The sequence below is a fragment of the Citrobacter sp. CK206 genome (assembly GCF_030333125.1).
Classification (GTDB): domain Bacteria; phylum Pseudomonadota; class Gammaproteobacteria; order Enterobacterales; family Enterobacteriaceae; genus Citrobacter_B; species Citrobacter_B koseri.
Genome location: NZ_JAOWGM010000028.1, coordinates 339,703 through 355,750, shown reverse-complemented (window position 1 = coordinate 355,750; position 16,048 = coordinate 339,703). Strand labels below are relative to the sequence as shown.

Annotated in this window: 12 protein-coding genes and 1 tRNA gene; 2 read left to right on the top strand and 11 right to left on the bottom strand. The window is 55.8% G+C overall.

Annotation, left to right across the window (positions count from 1 at the left end; all coding sequences use genetic code 11):
* Nucleotides 1-80: 80 nt before the first annotated feature.
* Both OGX81_RS14220 and OGX81_RS14215 read right to left on the bottom strand, forming a co-directional pair.
* Complete coding sequence (locus OGX81_RS14220) at nt 81-1,169, bottom strand: AAA family ATPase (RefSeq protein ID WP_012135794.1); 1,089 nt, start codon at nt 1,167-1,169, stop codon at nt 81-83.
* Nucleotides 1,170-1,295: 126 nt separating this feature from the next.
* Entirely contained in the window at nt 1,296-2,303 is a 1,008-nt protein-coding gene (locus OGX81_RS14215; protein WP_012135793.1) for a zinc-binding alcohol dehydrogenase family protein, read from the bottom strand.
* A 111-nt stretch (nt 2,304-2,414) separates the two neighbouring features.
* Between OGX81_RS14215 and OGX81_RS14210 the strand changes: the two genes are divergently transcribed.
* Nucleotides 2,415-3,323: a LysR family transcriptional regulator gene (locus tag OGX81_RS14210; RefSeq protein ID WP_012135792.1), complete on the top strand. Its 909-nt coding sequence runs from the start codon at nt 2,415-2,417 to the stop codon at nt 3,321-3,323.
* A gap of 283 nt (nt 3,324-3,606) precedes the next feature.
* On the opposite strand, the gene OGX81_RS14205 is transcribed toward OGX81_RS14210, so the two are convergent.
* From OGX81_RS14205 to gmk, 8 genes are all read right to left on the bottom strand, one after another.
* Nucleotides 3,607-3,701: transfer RNA gene (locus OGX81_RS14205), tRNA-Sec, on the bottom strand.
* A 249-nt stretch (nt 3,702-3,950) separates the two neighbouring features.
* Nucleotides 3,951-5,660, bottom strand: a complete 1,710-nt coding sequence (locus OGX81_RS14200; RefSeq protein WP_104868008.1) for an AsmA family protein — start codon at nt 5,658-5,660, stop codon at nt 3,951-3,953.
* Nucleotides 5,661-5,781: 121 nt separating this feature from the next.
* Nucleotides 5,782-7,173, bottom strand: a complete 1,392-nt coding sequence (gene xanP, locus OGX81_RS14195) for a xanthine/proton symporter XanP (RefSeq protein ID WP_104868009.1) — start codon at nt 7,171-7,173, stop codon at nt 5,782-5,784.
* A 103-nt stretch (nt 7,174-7,276) separates the two neighbouring features.
* Nucleotides 7,277-9,358, bottom strand: a complete 2,082-nt coding sequence (gene recG / locus OGX81_RS14190; RefSeq protein ID WP_104868010.1) for an ATP-dependent DNA helicase RecG — start codon at nt 9,356-9,358, stop codon at nt 7,277-7,279.
* 4 nt (nt 9,359-9,362) lie between these two features.
* A complete protein-coding gene (gene trmH / locus OGX81_RS14185) occupies nt 9,363-10,052 on the bottom strand; it encodes a tRNA (guanosine(18)-2'-O)-methyltransferase TrmH (protein WP_049011031.1) in 690 nt (229 codons plus the stop codon).
* Nucleotides 10,053-10,056: 4 nt separating this feature from the next.
* Entirely contained in the window at nt 10,057-12,168 is a 2,112-nt protein-coding gene (gene spoT / locus OGX81_RS14180; RefSeq protein WP_104868011.1) for a bifunctional GTP diphosphokinase/guanosine-3',5'-bis pyrophosphate 3'-pyrophosphohydrolase, read from the bottom strand.
* An 18-nt stretch (nt 12,169-12,186) separates the two neighbouring features.
* Nucleotides 12,187-12,462 (bottom strand): DNA-directed RNA polymerase subunit omega, encoded by a 276-nt coding sequence (gene rpoZ, locus OGX81_RS14175; RefSeq protein WP_000135058.1) that lies wholly within the window; start codon nt 12,460-12,462, stop codon nt 12,187-12,189.
* A gap of 54 nt (nt 12,463-12,516) precedes the next feature.
* Nucleotides 12,517-13,140, bottom strand: coding sequence for a guanylate kinase (gene gmk / locus OGX81_RS14170; protein ID WP_012135783.1), 624 nt, complete (start codon nt 13,138-13,140; stop codon nt 12,517-12,519).
* A 256-nt stretch (nt 13,141-13,396) separates the two neighbouring features.
* Between gmk and ligB the strand changes: the two genes are divergently transcribed.
* Nucleotides 13,397-15,079: an NAD-dependent DNA ligase LigB gene (gene ligB / locus OGX81_RS14165; protein ID WP_104868012.1), complete on the top strand. Its 1,683-nt coding sequence runs from the start codon at nt 13,397-13,399 to the stop codon at nt 15,077-15,079.
* Here the strand turns inward: ligB and OGX81_RS14160 are convergent.
* A complete protein-coding gene (locus OGX81_RS14160; RefSeq protein ID WP_047460236.1) occupies nt 15,076-15,693 on the bottom strand; it encodes a trimeric intracellular cation channel family protein in 618 nt (205 codons plus the stop codon). The genes ligB and OGX81_RS14160 overlap by 4 nt on opposite strands.
* Nucleotides 15,694-16,048: the final 355 nt, after the last annotated feature.

The following is a 16,048-nucleotide window of genomic DNA, read 5'->3' as shown; positions in this document are numbered from 1 at the left end:
TGGTGTTTTGTCTTTTTTATGTGCAGGCATCATAGCAGAGATGGCGGCACAAACGAGACGGGCGTTAGCATCGCCCACTTTTACGACAGTCGGGTAAGCTGTGTTTCACCGTCCTCCATCGCCAGTTGATACAGCGAAAACGCGGCATGTTTCTCGATCAGATTTGCCAGTTCAGGCGAATGACTGGTGAGCCAGATTTGCGAATGGCGGCTGGCTTCGGCGATCAGTTGGGCGAGGGCGGGCAACATCTGCGGATGCAGGCTGTTTTCCGGTTCGTTGAGCGCGATAAAAGCTGGCGGTCGCGGGCTTAACAGCGCTACGGCCAGGCACAGGAAACGTAGCGTGCCATCCGAGAACTCCGCAGGTTCCAGCGGACGGGTCAACCCTTCGCGTTTCATCATCAGGCGAAAGCGGCCGCCGCTGTTATCGCTGTAGAACACGCAACCGGGAAATGCCCGGTCGAGAATCCGCATCAGCAGCAGTTCATCGCCAATCTCGACGATTGTCTGGAACGCTGCCGCCAGGTTTGCTCCGTCGCTGGCCAGAACCGGTGAGCGGAATCCCACCTGCGGAACACGAATCGCAGAACCAGACGAGACTGAAAATTCATGATAAAAGCGCCAGTTGCGCAGCATTTCTCGCATCTGCGACACCTCCGGGTAGAGGTGTGGCTCTCCCAACTGGCCGAATACCGACTCGTTCTCATACAGCGTGCCGCTGTGGGTGACTTTCTCGTGATGGATATTATTGAGGAATACGACCTGGTTTTTACGTTTCATCAACTGTGAGGAGGGGCGGCGAGCGTGTCCGCTCAACCAGACAGACTCCTCTTTGATGACCGGGTCGAGATCGAACTGCGACGGGTAGGGGAGCTTCTCGACAAACCCTACCTGTAACTCGTATTCATAGGTTTCTGTTTCTACCGCCAGAGTCATGCGCCGCAACTGGTCGCTGCGCGTTTTCCCGGCCCAGAATACCTTCAGAATGCCGCCTTCGTTCGCCAGCGCCTGTGAGAACTGCCCCTGTGCCGCACTGTGCATCAGGTGAATCGCCTTATAGATATTCGACTTTCCGGTGCCGTTAGGGCCGAAGACGATATTGAGCTGTTCCAGTTCCAGAGACTGATGGCGAATCGAGCGGTAGTTTTCGATGTGCAGCGTTTTGATCATGGGCGTTAGCGGTAGAGGGGCGATGCGCCAAGCATAGCGATTTCGTCCCGGAAGAGACAACCCGTTCATATAGTTTTACGCGGCGCATAAAAAAGCAGGGGCGACTTTCTCGCCCCTGGGGGCTTATCAGAAGCCTTCCAGCACAATCTTGCCGACGGAGCGGCCCGTTTCAAGCTGTGCGTGCGCTTTCTGAATATTCGCCGCGTTGATGGCTCCGTAATGCTCGCCCAGCGTGGTGTGAATCACCTTAGCATCAATAAGCTGCGCCACGCGGGTCAGTAGCTGATGCTGGGCGAGCATGTCGTCGGTTTCAAACATTGAGCGGGTAAACATAAACTCCCAGTGCAGCGAAATACTCTTTGTTTTCAGCGGTCGTGCGTCGAGCGTTGCTGGATCGTCTATCAGCGCCAGCTTACCCTGCGGCGCCAGGGCTTCGATGAGCTGCGGGTAATGCTTATCAGTGTGGGTCAGGCTGGCGACGTGCGTCACCGCGTTGATGCCGATTCGCGCCAGCTCTTCCGTCAGCGGTTTGCTATGGTCGATAACATAATGCGCACCGGCTTCGCGTACCCATTTCTGGCTTTCCGGGCGCGACGCGGTGCCGATCACCGTCAGTCGGGTGAGTTTGCGGGCCAGCTGCGTCAGGATGGAGCCCACGCCGCCTGCGGCGCCGACAATCAGCAACGTATCCCCTTCGTTGCCGCCTTCTTCAACGCCGAGGCGGTCAAACAACATTTCCCATGCGGTGATCGAGGTCAGCGGCAGCGCTGCTGCGGCGGCATTATCCAGCGTTTTGGGTTTCAACGCGACGATGCGCTCATCAACAAGCTGGAACTCGCTGTTGCTTCCCGGACGGCCCAACGCGCCGGCATACCAGACTTCATCCCCCGGTGCGAACAATGTCACCGCCTCGCCGACTGATTTCACTACGCCTGTGGCATCCCAGCCCAGCACGCGCGGGGTCTCTGCGTTAAAACCCGCGCGTACTTTGGTATCGACCGGGTTAACGGAGATGGCTTTCACCTCAACCAGCAGGTCATGTCCGGCGGCGACCGGAACAGGGAGGTCAATGTCCTGTAAAAACTCAATATTGCTGCCTTCTGGCGCGGTGCGGGTAATTGCGATGGCTTTCATAACGTCTCCGGTGTGGGAACAGGTTTATCGTTTGTATAATTCGATGGTAAACCGCCAGCAGAACGGGAAAAATAGCCTCACGACGACAGGACTTATATTCGGGGAGTGAAAATGTTCCGGCTTGAAGATCTCACGTTGTTTGTTCGCGCGGCGGCGCTAAACAGTTTTAGCGATGCGGCGCGGGAAGCCGGGGTACAGCCTGCCCAGGTCAGTTCCGCCATCAAACGGCTGGAGTCTACGTTAAACATTCGCCTGTTCGCACGCTCGACCCGCAGCTTACGGCTAACGCCGGAAGGCGAGGTCTGGTTGCCTTACGCCAGACAGATGCTTGAGGTGATGCACGCCGGGCTGCAAAAAATTCAGACGCCGGAAGATGAGATCTCCGGTACGCTGCAAATCGCCGTGCCCTCCGATCTTGGGCGCAATTTACTGCTCCCGGTATTTCAGTCGTTTCGCCGTCGCCACCCTGCGTTGCGCCTGCGGGTGTTTTTCTCCGATCAGGTCGCCGATGTATTTAAAGATCCGGTTGATGTCGCGTTCCGTTACGGCAATACGGAAGATGCTTCTTACATCGCGCTGCCCGTCTCCCCCGATAACCGGCGTGTGCTGGTGGCTTCGCCGGACTGGGTCGCGCAATACGGCGATCCGCGTCATCCCGATGATTTAGCGAATCTGAATGCGTTAACGTTCGTGTTGCGCGGACGCCTGCATGACCGCTGGACGTTCATCCGCAACGGTGACGTCAGCAGCGTACAGGTCAACGGCACCATGATGAGCGATGATGCTGAAGTTATCCGGCGGCTGGCTATCGCCGGAGAGGGGATGGCGTATAAATCCTGGCTTGATGTCTCTGAAGATGTGCGTGACGGGCGATTGCAGCGCCTGATGCCAGATTATCAGGGAGAGAAAGTCCCGCTGAACATGATCTGCCCGCACCGCAAACAGCTTTCGACGGCAGTCCGCCTGCTGCACGAAGCGGTAAAAGCACGCTGCGAAAGACTGGAACTCCCCCCGATGTGAGGCGATACGCGTTGCCGTTTGTATTTTGTAGGCCGGATAAGCGTAAGCGCCATCCGGCGCACAATATGACGAGGGGAATCAGCGCGCCCTTAATCCTTTTTAACTGCGGTTGTGCTTCTTTTAGTTCACCAGGTAATGTTTTCTCCCGTTTGCTCCAGGCCGTCAGGACGATACAGCCATAATCGATTTCTTAATAATGGGTGAGGGCGTTTAAAGATCAGGTCGCAATGAAGGAATGAGTTTGGGGAATTGGCTTAAGACCCAGGGGAAGAGTGAGGAACTTTGGCGGAAGATCACAGGAGTCGAACCTGCCCGGGACCGCTGGCGGCCCCAACTGGATTTGAAGTCCAGCCGCCTCACCGGAGACGACGATCTTCCGCGCCCACATTGCTACATGGAGGCGGGGCGCATTATAGCTACTTTCTCAAGGTTTCCACATCCCCCCACTCACTTTTTTCATCAGCCTTTCGCCTTACCATGATCGGTTTCATATAAATCTTCACAAAATCCATGAGTTACCTGTTTTCATATCTTTTGGGAATTATGAGTACACATAACGTTCATGCGACGTTTCGTGAGAAAACCTGTCACAGGCCCGGTAAGCGTAGCGCCACCGGGCAAAACACATTATTGCGCAGGCTGTGGTTGCGTGACTTCCGCTCCTGACACAACGCCTGCCCGCATTGTTTGCGTCACCTGCTGTTTATCGGCGTTTACCGCGTGCAACTGGCCGTTTACCGTTGGCTTCAGTGGGGCGTCCGCCTGGATATTACCGCTGGCGGTAAGCTGGATGTTGCCGTCGCCGGAAATGGGCAGCGCAGGCCATCCCCATTGCTGCAAGACGTTCATTGGCACGCCGCGTCCGTTCAGGCTGACTTTTGTCTGGCGCTGGGGGAGTTGCGAAACGCTGGCCGTAGCTTCTAACAGCCCCTTCTCCGTGAATGCGCTCAGCTCGTTGATGTTAACTGTACTGCTGTTTGCCGCCAGCGCCAGAGAGGGGCGACGCACGTCCACACGGTTAAACGTCGCGGCTGCCGCGTTAAGCGTTGCGTTCCCGCTCCATATACCCCATTGATGGTTCTGCACCAGTCCCAGATTCGCGCCATAACCATCCAGCGCGGTGAGCTGCCACGGGAAAGCCGGGTCGATATCAATCACCAGGTTGCGACTGGCGCTGAATTTTTTCAGCGTCAGGCTGTTTAACCAGCCAGGCAGAGGTTTCATCCACTGCTGCTTCCAGTTTTCCGGCAGCGTGTATTCCAGCCCGGCAATGGCGGCATCGTCGAGGATTAGCGCTTTGCCATTACGCAGCCAGTTGCCGGATGTTCTGACCATACCGCCTTCCCAGCGGGTCGTGAACTGGCGTAGCGCAATGCCCTGCGGTGAGAATTCGGCATTCAGAATGGGATCGAAGAAATGCAGAGAACCGTAGATGAACTCGCTGGCATTCATCGATAGTTTGCCTTCTTGCGTCTGCCAGTCATCTTTGCTGAACGTCAGGTTGCGCAAACTGAGATCGAGGTCGGTTACTGCCCAGTCCGGGCCTTGCAGGCGGGCATCGGTCACTTCAAGACGGCCAATTTGCAGAGACGGGATAGCGGTGAGCGGGGCAAAAAAGTCGGTCAGCGATTTATCGCTTTGCAGCCGGATGTCGTTCAGACGCAGATTTTCCACCACCCAGCTGCCGTCCGCGTTGCGTCGCGCCACGCCGGTTAAGGCGCCGCGCGCAATGTCTGCGCCAATGTTGCTTAAGATTACCTGTTCCTTATCAATGCTGCCTTCAATCAGCACGTTGGTCGCGGGAACATCATTCAGCGTGAGTGAACCGGCGCTGAGCTGGATCTGTGCCTTATTCCCCAATACCTTGCCCGCTTCGGGACGCCAGGGAACCACGCCGCCGTTAACGCGCTGAGCGCTCAGGTTCCACTCACCGCCCGGGCTGTTAAGCGCCATGTTCTGTAATTGCAGGCGGTCAGCCTGAACAGGAAGCGGTGCGGTTTGCGGGGAGATATTGAGCGTGCCGTCCTGCAACAGGATGGCGTCGACGTGCAGGGGATCGGTTATCTGGCGACTGCTCAGGCCGATATCCACCGTTTTCGCGACTAACGTGGCGGGCTGGCCATCCCGGCCAAACGTGACGTTCTCAAGCAAAACGTGGGACGGTGCGGAAAAGCGGTGATCCATGACATCAAATGTCAGGCTGTACCCGCTGTTCTCTGATATCCAGGCGCTTACATGCTCCGCGCCCCAGCGGGTTTGCAGCAGAAAATAGAGGCCGAGGATCACCACCAAAAGGGCAATCAATATGTAGAGAATCAGCTTTCCAATAAATTTCATGGTCTTCCATCCCGCGAAGTGCACACATCTGAGTTATGCACGATTTACGCGCAATCCTCAAGGCGGGAATGGTGAAAGAGCGTTACAGCGGCGATGATTGTCGATCATCGCCGCATTTCGCTTACGGCTTCTCTGGCGGGAAAATCAGGTTCAGAACGATAGCGGTGATGCCCCCAGCGGCAATGCCGGAGGAGAGCAGGTTTTTCACCCAGTCTGGCGCAAATTGCAGGATCAGCGGCTGCTGAGAAACGCCCAGGCCGACAGCCAGCGACAGCGCGATAATCAGGATAGCGCGGCGGTTCAGCGGCTCACGGGAGACGATACGCACGCCGGAAGCGGCGATGGTGCCGAACATCACCAGCGTGGCGCCGCCGAGCACCGGTTCAGGAATGTGCTGCACAAAGCCGCTTACTGCCGGGAACAGGCCGAGCAGGATCAGCATCAGCGCTACCACAAAGCCGACATAACGGCTGGCCACGCCGGTCAACTGAATCACGCCGTTATTCTGCCCGAAACAGGAGTTGGGGAAGGTATTGAACACGGCGGAAACAAAGGAATTCAGGCCGTTAGCCAGCACGCCGCCTTTCAGACGCTTCATATACAGCGGCCCGGAGACCGGCTGCTCGGAGACATCGGAGGTGGCGGTGATATCGCCGATGGTCTCCAGTGAGGTGATCATAAAGACCAGCATCAGCGGCAGCAGCAGGTTCCAGTCAATGCCCAGACCGTAGTACAGCGGCGTGGGCACCATGATTAAGTCTTGTGTTGCCGGTGTGGTGTTTTCCGGCAGCATCCCCATAAACCAGGCCAGCAGATAGCCTGCCGCCATCGCGATCACCAGCGAGGCCACGCGCAGGTAGGGGTTGCGCTGGCGGTTAAGCAGGATGATCAGCGCCAGTACAACGCCTGCCAGCATCAGGTTTTTGGGCGCGCCAAAGGTGTTGTCGCTCATTGCGGCATAGCCGCCGCCAATGGATGTTAAACCCACCTGGATCAGCGACAGACCGATAATCATCACCACCACGCCGGAGACCAGCGGTGTGATAATGCGGCGCGCCAGATGCAGTATGCGGGAGAGAACCATCTCGGTGCAGCTTGCCAGCATCAGCGTGCCGAATAGCGCTGCCATCATGGTGGGGACGTCCGCTCCGCCGGTTTTCAGCGTGGTGCCGCCCATAATCAGCGGGGCGACGAAGTTAAAACTGGTGCCCTGAATAGATAACAACCCTGAACCGACCGGCCCCCATGCTTTGATTTGAATAATTGAGGCCACACCGGAGGCGAACAGCGACATACTGATAATGTGTTGAGTATCTTGTGCCGGTAAACCGAGCGCCTGGCAGATTAACAGCGCTGGCGTGATGACCGCGACGAACATTGCCAGCAGGTGCTGACAGGCGGCAAACAGGGTTTGAGGGAGCGGCGGGCGATCTTCAAGACGGTAAATCAGTTCGCTGTTTTGCGTCTGCGCAACCGGTTGCGCATTTGCCGACTCGACGGTGTTAACAGACATCAGAGGCAATCCCATGGTGGAAAAGCGGTGATTTTATCTGACCAGATGGTAAAAGCAAACGATTGCATTTATAAATTTTACAAACGGTCTCGGGCAGGGGTTATCAGGCGTTGGAATAACGCTCGGTTTCGGGCATCCAGCGTTCAATCAGGGCGGTTGCCTGTTGCGGATAATGTTCGTGAATGTGACGGGCGATGCGTTGAACATCCGGGATAATGGCCTGATCGCGCAGCAAATCCGCCACTTTGAACTCGGCGTTACCCGTCTGACGCGTGCCCAGCAGTTCACCGGGGCCGCGAATCTCTAAATCCTTTTGCGCAATCACAAAGCCGTCGTTGCTGTCCCGTAAGACCTGAAGGCGCTTCTGTGCGGTTTTCGAGAGCGGTGATTTGTAGAGCAGTACGCAATGGGAGGCCACCGCGCCACGGCCCACGCGTCCACGCAACTGGTGTAATTGCGCCAGACCTAACCGTTCCGGGTTTTCGATAATCATCAGGCTGGCGTTGGGGACATCCACCCCGACTTCAATCACCGTTGTCGCGACCAGCAGGTGCAGCTCACCTTGCTTAAAGGCCGCCATCACCGCCTGCTTCTCTGCGGGTTTCATCCGCCCATGAACCAGACCAATCTTCAACTCCGGTAAGGCGAGCCTGAGCTCTTCCCATGTCGCTTCCGCAGCCTGGGCTTCTAACAAATCTGACTCTTCAATCAACGTACAGACCCAGTATGCCTGGCGGCCTTCCTGGGTACAGGCATTGCGGACGCGATCGATAATATCGCTACGACGGGTGTCCGGGATGGCAACGGTAGTGACAGGTGTGCGACCCGGCGGTAGCTCATCAATCACGGAGGTATCGAGATCGGCATAGGCGGTCATTGCCAGGGTGCGGGGGATCGGCGTTGCGGTCATGATTAACTGATGCGGGTGGAACCCCTGCTGCTGACCTTTTTCCCACAGCGCCAGGCGTTGATGGACGCCGAAGCGGTGCTGTTCATCGATAATCACCAGCGCCAGCCCGTTAAATTGTACCTGCTCCTGGAAAATCGCGTGGGTGCCGACCACCATCTGTACCTGCCCGCTGGCGATGGCTTCCTGCTGCGCCAGGCGCGCTTTCCCCTTCTGTTTACCTGCCAGCCAACCCACTTCAATACCAAGCGGTGCAAACCAGTTGCGGAAGTTACTGGCATGCTGCTCGGCCAGCAGTTCTGTCGGCGCCATCAACGCCACCTGTTTGCCGTGCGCAATGGCGCGTAGCGCAGCCAGTGCGGCGACCAGCGTTTTACCGGAACCGACGTCGCCCTGCACCAGACGCATCATTGGCACATCGAGCGCCATGTCGCGTTCTATCTCCGCCACCACGCGCGCCTGCGCACCCGTTGGTTTGAACGGCAATGCGGCCAGCAGCTGATTTTTCAGTGAATCGTTCGCGCTAAGCCGCTGGGCGTGAAAACGCTGCGCGCCGGCACGCAGCGCCAGCATGCTCAGGTTATGCGCCAGTAGTTCTTCCAGAATCAGGCGTCGCTGCGCCGGATGCTGCCCGGTTTCCAGATCGCTAAGCTGTAGCGACGGTGGTGGGCGATGCAGCGTGCGCAAGGCTTCCGGCAGGCTCGTCATTCCTTGCGCAAGTTCAGGCGGCAGAAGCTCGGCAATGGCGCAGGTATCAAGCAGGTCCAGCGCCTGGTCGGTGAGCTTACGCAGCGTGGCTTGCTTAATGCCTTCGGTGGTCGGATAAACGGGCGTGAGCGTTTCCTGAAGCTCTGGCGTGCTGAGATCGCCCTGCACGCGGTATTCAGGGTGAATCATCTCCGCGCCGTACTTCCCGCGTTTGGCTTCACCATAGGCCAGTACGCGCCGCCCGATCGCCAGGCTGTTTTTCATTGCCGCGCTGAAGTTGAAAAAGCGCATGGTGAGAATGCCGGAGCCGTCGCTAATCTGGCAGGTCATCATCCTGCGACCGCCGAAGGTGATATTGCAGTTCAGCACTTCGCCTTCAACAGTGGCGTAAATGCCCGGCAGCAGTTCGCCAATCGGGTAAAGATGGGTGCGATCTTCATAACGCAGGGGAAGGTGCAACAGGAGGTCCTGCACGGTGTGCAGGCCAATTTTCGCCAGTTTGCTGCTTTGCGCCGCGCCAACGCCGGTCAGGGAATTGAGCGGGATGGCATCCAGCAAACGGCCTTTCATGTGATTACCCTGCCGCCTGCATCGTGGACCACCAGGCGGCGTCGGCCTCGATCTCACCCTGCATGTTTACATGAGGGTAGGGTAGACCTTTGCGCTTGGCGACTTTCGCCAGCACCGGATAGCCGCCCTCAAACAGCAGGCGCTGCTGTTCGTCTTCCGGCAGCATGCTGTTTTCACGCAGGTACATGCCTGCGTTCTGCCGCTGGCGCTGCGCTTCGTAGAGAATCAGAGCGGAAGCGACGGAAACGTTAAGTGACTGCACCATGCCGATCATCGGGATGATGATGTCCTGATCCGCCAGGTCTAAGGCTTCCTGGGTGATACCGGTTTTCTCCTGCCCCATCAGGATGCAGGTTGGGCGCGTGTAATCGATTTCGCGGAAATCAACGGCTTTATCAGAGAGATGAGTCGCCAGAACCTGCATGCCCCGGCCCTTCAAGTGGCTGACCGCATCGCCGATGGTACGGTGGGTTTTCACCTGTACCCAGCTATTGCTGCCCGCTGCCGCCGACGCCATGGTGCGCATACGGCTGCCCGGCCAGACGGCGTGAACTTCGTGTACGCCTACTGCGTCGGCGGTGCGAATGATCGCCGAGACATTATGAGGTTTGTGGACCTGCTCCATGCAGACCGTCAGATCAGGCTGACGCCTGGCGAGCATCTCGCAGATACGCGCATAACGCTGTAAGTTCATAAAACTAGTTTCGGTTACGGGTGACTTTTATCACGTCCGGCATTACGCGGATTTTGCGCATGATATTCGCCAGATGCACGCGGTCACGCGCGGTGAGGCGAATAAAGGCGCTATAGACGCGACCATCCTTTTCTTCCGTATTCAGACTCTGAATATTGGAGGTCGTCGTGTTGATTGCCGCCGTCAGGTTGGCCAGCGCCCCCTGATGGTTAAACATATCCACCTTAATTTCGGTGATGAACTCCTGCTCCGTCTCTTTGTCCCATTCCACAGCCATAAACTTCTCTGGCTCTTTCTGGTAACCACGGATGTTGCGGCAGGATTCATGGTGGATCACTAACCCTTTACCTGGGCTGACGTGCGCAATGATCGGGTCGCCTGGAATCGGGCGGCAGCACTTCGCAAAGGTGATCAGCACGCCATCCGCGCCTTTAATCGGCAAATGCCCATGATTGGACTGCGTTGTGGCAGGTACGGTGGCTTCGCCTTGCTGAAGATTTTTCGCCACCACCACGCTCATCGCATTGCCCAGACCAATTTCCGCCAGCAGATCGTCCAGCGTTGCGAGCTTCATACGCTCCAGTTCGCGCTGGATGTTCTCCTGCGGGATTTCAGCCAGTTTACGGCTGCCGCCGAGGGCATGGTTGAGCAAACGGCGCCCCAGGCTGACGGAATCATCACGCTTGAGGTTCTTCAGCAGCTGGCGAATTTTGGCGCGAGCTTTTGAGCTGACGACAAAGTTAAGCCATGCCGCATTCGGGCGTGCGCCAGGGGCGGTAATAATTTCGACGGTCTGACCGCTGGTAAGCGGCTGTGACAGTGGGTATGGCTGCCTGTCGACGCGCGCGCCTACGCAGGCATGACCGATATCGGTATGTACGGCATAGGCGAAGTCGACCGGCGTGGCACCGGCAGGCAGCTCAACAATGCGCCCTTCCGGTGTGAAAACGTAAATCTCATCCGGGAAGAGATCGGATTTAACGCTCTCGATAAATTCAAACGAGCTACCGGCGCTCTGTTGCAGCTCCAGCAGGCTTTGCATCCAGCGCTGGGCGCGGATTTGCGCGGTGGTGCTGGTTTCACCGTGCTCTTTATAAGCCCAGTGCGCCGCAACCCCCATTTCCGCCATCTGGTCCATGTCTTCGGTACGGATTTGTACCTCAACCGGAACGCCGTGCGGGCCGATCATCGAAGTGTGTAAAGACTGATAACCGTTCGCTTTTGGAATGGCGATATAGTCTTTTACGCGCCCCGGACGCGGCTTATACAGGCTGTGCATCTGGCCGAGTACGCGATAGCAGGTATCGGCATCATGCACGATCACGCGAAAGGCGTAGATGTCCATGATGGAGTGAAAACGCTGCTCTTTGAGCACCATTTTGCAGTAGATAGAGTACAAATGCTTTTCACGCCCGCTCACGCGACACGGAATGCCTGCTTCCTGCAAACGCCCTTCGATCTCAGAGAGGATTTTTTGAATCATCTCTTTGCGGTTGCCGCGAGCGGCTTTTACCACTTCTTTAATCACGCGATAGCGGTTTGGGTACAGCGCTTCAAAACCCAACTCTTCCAGCTCGGTTTTAATGTGATGAATACCTAAACGGTGCGCCAGCGGACTGTAGATCTCAAGGGTTTCACGGGCGATGCGGCGACGTTTATCCGGGCGTAATGAGCCCAGCGTGCGCATGTTGTGAGTGCGGTCGGCAAGTTTGATGAGAATGACGCGGATATCCTGCACCATCGCCATAATCATCTTGCGAAAGTTTTCAGCCTGCGCTTCTTTCTTATCGCGGAACTTAAGCTTATCAAGCTTGGATACCCCTTCTACCAGCTCTGCAACGCTTTTACCAAAAAGCTGTTCCATGTCCTGGTAGGTCGCAGGAGTATCTTCAATCACGTCATGCAGCAGCGCAGCCATCAGCGTTTCATAGTCGAGTTTCATCTCGGCCAGAATACAGGCTACCGCAACCGGGTGCGTGATATAGGGTTCACCGCTTGAACGTGTCTGACCCTCGTGAGCGTCACGTGCAACGAGATACGCCTGCTGAAGACGTTTTATCTGGTCTTCAGGCAGGTAGTTTTGAATCAGTTGATTCAGGCTTTCAAACAGATACAAGGGCGACCCGCTTTGTGATTAACGACGGCCTTCAGCAATAGCGGTAACGGCTTGTAATTCAGCGGCTTCCTGCTCTTGCTGTTCCTGGCGCTCACGGACGTCGAGGATCTGGTTGTTGATCAGACCTTCTTCGATTTCGCGCAGCGCGATTACGGTAGTTTTATCGTTTTCTTCCGGTACAAGCGGATCCTTGCCGCCTACCTGCATCTGACGAGCGCGACGCGCGGCGACCAGTACCAGGTCAAAACGGTTACCAATTTTCTCTACAGCGTCCTGAACAGTTACGCGTGCCATATTTAAAATGCTCCACAGGTGAAGAAATGACTGGGCATGATACTGAAAGTGGGTTCAGTCTGCCAACAGTTTGCTGATTAAAGCGTCATGACGCTGCTTTTGGCGGCTCATGCGCAGACGTTCTGCGCGAATAATGGTTTTCAGATCGCCCAGGGCGGTGTCGAAATCATCATTCACAATAAGGTAATCATATTCGGCGTAATGGCTCATTTCTGCAACAGCTTGCGCCATACGTTTTGCGATTACTTCTTCGCTATCCTGACCGCGCCCGCGAAGGCGGCGGTCCAGCTCAATTTTGGACGGCGGTAAAATAAAGATACTGCGCGCTTGCGGCATCTTCTCACGAATTTGCTGCGCGCCCTGCCAGTCGATATCCAGAAAAACATCCACACCCGTTGCCAGCACTTGCTCAATGGTTTCACGCGATGTGCCGTAATAGTTACCAAACACTTCAGCGTGCTCCAGAAACGCATCTCTGCCAATCATGGTTTTGAACTCATGATGATCGACAAAGAAATAATGCTCGCCATGCACTTCACCCGGACGCGGCGCGCGCGTGGTGTGTGAAACAGAAACCTGGGTGTCATACAACGGTTGGGTTTTTAACAACGCCTGAATCAGGCTGGATTTACCCGCGCCACTGGGGGCAGAAACAATATAAAGCGTGCCTTGAGCCATGAGTATCTTATGTATGTGATTATCGAAAGAGAGCCTACATACGAGCTTATTATACACGTCGCCGCTATGTGACGTAGCCTTTGTCACACTTTTTGCGTCAGTTTATTGCGTTTTGCGTACCTGTTTCCTGATTTACCGTGTAGTTACTGCAATCAATGAAAATGTCTGGAAGCGTGTTCGCACGATCGCTTTTTTCCTCTCGGTTTTGATGACGCCCCGCGTTATACCTGGCCCGCAATCTACAGCGGAGGTACTGATGAGAAGAGGGAAAAGCATCGTGCTGAGTCTGTTGCTGTGGCATTTCCCGGTATGGGCGGCTTGCCCTGACTGGTCGCCAGCCAGAGCGAATGACGAAATCGCCCGGCTACAGCAGCAGCTCGCCCAGTGGAACGACAGTTACTGGCAGCAGGGGGTTAGTGCGGTAGAAGATAGCGTTTACGATCAGCTCAGCGCGCAATTGGTGCAATGGCAACGCTGCTTTGGCGGTGATACCGGGGCAGAACTGGCGCCGCCAGTGAGCGGCTCATTGCCCCATCCTGTTCCGCATACGGGGGTGCGAAAGCTTGCGGACAAACAGGCGGTGCAGCAGTGGATGCGTAAGCGCAGCGATTTGTGGGTGCAACCGAAAGTGGATGGAGTGGCGGTTACTCTCGTATACCGGGATGGGCGTCTGGTCAGAGCGATTAGCCGGGGGAACGGGCTTAAAGGCGAGGACTGGACGCAGAAGGTGCGTTTAATACCCGCAGTACCGCAAAGCACAAAAGGCGCGCTTGCCAATAGCACGTTGCAGGGTGAGATTTTTTTGCTGCGCGACAACCATATTCAGCGGCAGATGGGAGGAATGAATGCCCGTTCGAAGGTCGCCGGAATGATGATGCGCCAGAATAACACCTCGTCGCTCCAGTCGCTGTCTGTTTTCATCTGGGCATGGCCTGATGGCCCGGCAACGATGCCTGAGCGCTTGCGTCAACTGTCCGGGGCAGGATTTGGCTTTGCACAACAATATTCTCAACCGGTGAAAAGCGCTGATGATGTTGAACGCGTGCGTACAGCATGGTGGACAACGGGATTACCGTTCGTTATTGATGGAGTCGTGGTAAGAACGGGTAAAGAACCCGAGGCCAGACACTGGATGCCCGGGCAGGGCGACTGGCTGGTTGCCTGGAAGTATCCTCCGGTCGCAAAAGTGGCTGAAGTCACCGGGGTTCAGTTCGCTGTTGGCAAGAGCGGGAAAATCTCGGTTGTGGCGTCGCTTGCGCCAGTGATGCTGGATGATAAACGGGTGAAGCGCGTAAATGTAGGGTCTGTCAGGCGCTGGGAGGAGTGGGACATTGCGCCAGGTGACCACATTCTTGTCAGCCTTGCCGGACAGGGGATTCCGCGTATTGATAAGGTTGTCTGGCGTAGCACTCAACGGGATAAGCCCGCACCGCCGGGGAATCGCTATAACGCATTAACCTGTTTTTATGCGACTGAGGTATGCCAGGAGCAGTTCATCGCCAGGCTGGTCTGGCTGGGGTCGAAGGAGGTGCTGGAGGTTGACGGGATGGGGGAGGCAGGATGGCGTGTGCTTCACCAGGCGCATCGTTTCGAGCATATTTTCTCCTGGCTCGCGTTAACGCAGGAACAACTACAGGCGACACCTGGGTTTAGTAAAGAAAAAAGCAAGCAGTTGTGGCATCAGTTTAACCTGGTGCGGCATCGGCCATTTATCCGCTGGGTGATGGCGATGGGCATACCGTTAACGCAGGCGGCGCTTAAGGCCAGCGGCGATCGTTCATGGGGGCAGTTACTGGCACGCCAGGCAGAATACTGGCAACAGCTTCCGACGACAGGGGAGGGGCGCGCCAGGCGGGTCATCCAGTGGCGGGATAACCCGGAAATACGGGCGCTGGGCAACTGGCTGGCTGCCCGGCATATTAACGGCTTTAGCCCTTAGTGACCTTCGTGGCGATAGTAAAACACCGGCAGGCCAAGCTTGAGACGCAGCGCCAGCAAGCGAGCGGTAAAGCCAAAAACCAGCGTGGAGATAACCACGACGTCGTGGTTGGATACGTAGTGTTGTAGCGCGATGTACAACACGGCAGACGCAAAGGAAACACCAGCATACAGCTCTTTCTGGAAGACCAGCGGAATACGTTTGCAGAACATGTCACGCAATACGCCGCCAAATACGCCGGTAATGACAGCCGCCACAATAGCGATGACCGGGCTATGCCCCATATCCAGCGCAACCTGAGCGCCGATAATAGAAAAGACCACTAAGCCCAGCGCATCAAGTACAAGGAACAGTTTGCGTAGGTAAGGCATTACAGGGGCGACGATCGTCGTCAGAACCGCAGCAGAAGCGACAATAATCACGTACTCAGGGTGCTGTACCCAACCGAGCGGATAGTGACCGAGCAGAATATCGCGTACGGAACCGCCGCCAATTGCTGTCGCGGTGGCAATGATAATAACGCCAAATGTATCCATACGGCGTCGACCCGCAGCGAGCGCCCCGGTCATGGCTTCGGCAGTAATGCCAATTAAGTAGAGAACGTGTAACAGCATGTCTTCCCCCTGGTTTACTGAGGGCAGAGACTAACGATTTGTGCGTAATATCACGATTGAGATTTTCTAAGGTGAAGCAGTTTTGATAACTATAGTTTATGTAGATATTGCAATACATCCGCTATTTATGCGTTACTTATTTTTAATGGATTAAAAAATGGATAAGAAAAAGTAATCCGAGAGTGGCGAGGGAGGTACGGAGTGTAAAGAAAGCACGTAGCACCATCGCATCGCGACGGGCTACGTGGGAATGAGGTTTACTCGATGTTGAATTAGAATGTTGAGTAGTGCTATATATGCTTTGATTTATAAGTGTTTTATCTAATCGTCTTTTCGATTAGCTACACCCTTAAGT

What these genes read in the sequence shown, in the direction of transcription:
- OGX81_RS14220 (WP_012135794.1), bottom strand. Translation starts at nt 1,169, where the DNA reads ATGATCAAAACGCTGCACATCGAAAACTACCGCTCGATTCGCCATCAG.
- OGX81_RS14215 (WP_012135793.1), bottom strand. Translation starts at nt 2,303, where the DNA reads ATGAAAGCCATCGCAATTACCCGCACCGCGCCAGAAGGCAGCAATATT.
- OGX81_RS14210 (WP_012135792.1), top strand. Translation starts at nt 2,415, where the DNA reads ATGTTCCGGCTTGAAGATCTCACGTTGTTTGTTCGCGCGGCGGCGCTA.
- OGX81_RS14200 (WP_104868008.1), bottom strand. Translation starts at nt 5,660, where the DNA reads ATGAAATTTATTGGAAAGCTGATTCTCTACATATTGATTGCCCTTTTG.
- xanP (WP_104868009.1), bottom strand. Translation starts at nt 7,173, where the DNA reads ATGTCTGTTAACACCGTCGAGTCGGCAAATGCGCAACCGGTTGCGCAG.
- recG (WP_104868010.1), bottom strand. Translation starts at nt 9,358, where the DNA reads ATGAAAGGCCGTTTGCTGGATGCCATCCCGCTCAATTCCCTGACCGGC.
- trmH (WP_049011031.1), bottom strand. Translation starts at nt 10,052, where the DNA reads ATGAACTTACAGCGTTATGCGCGTATCTGCGAGATGCTCGCCAGGCGT.
- rpoZ (WP_000135058.1), bottom strand. Translation starts at nt 12,462, where the DNA reads ATGGCACGCGTAACTGTTCAGGACGCTGTAGAGAAAATTGGTAACCGT.
- gmk (WP_012135783.1), bottom strand. Translation starts at nt 13,140, where the DNA reads ATGGCTCAAGGCACGCTTTATATTGTTTCTGCCCCCAGTGGCGCGGGT.
- ligB (WP_104868012.1), top strand. Translation starts at nt 13,397, where the DNA reads ATGAGAAGAGGGAAAAGCATCGTGCTGAGTCTGTTGCTGTGGCATTTC.
- OGX81_RS14160 (WP_047460236.1), bottom strand. Translation starts at nt 15,693, where the DNA reads ATGCTGTTACACGTTCTCTACTTAATTGGCATTACTGCCGAAGCCATG.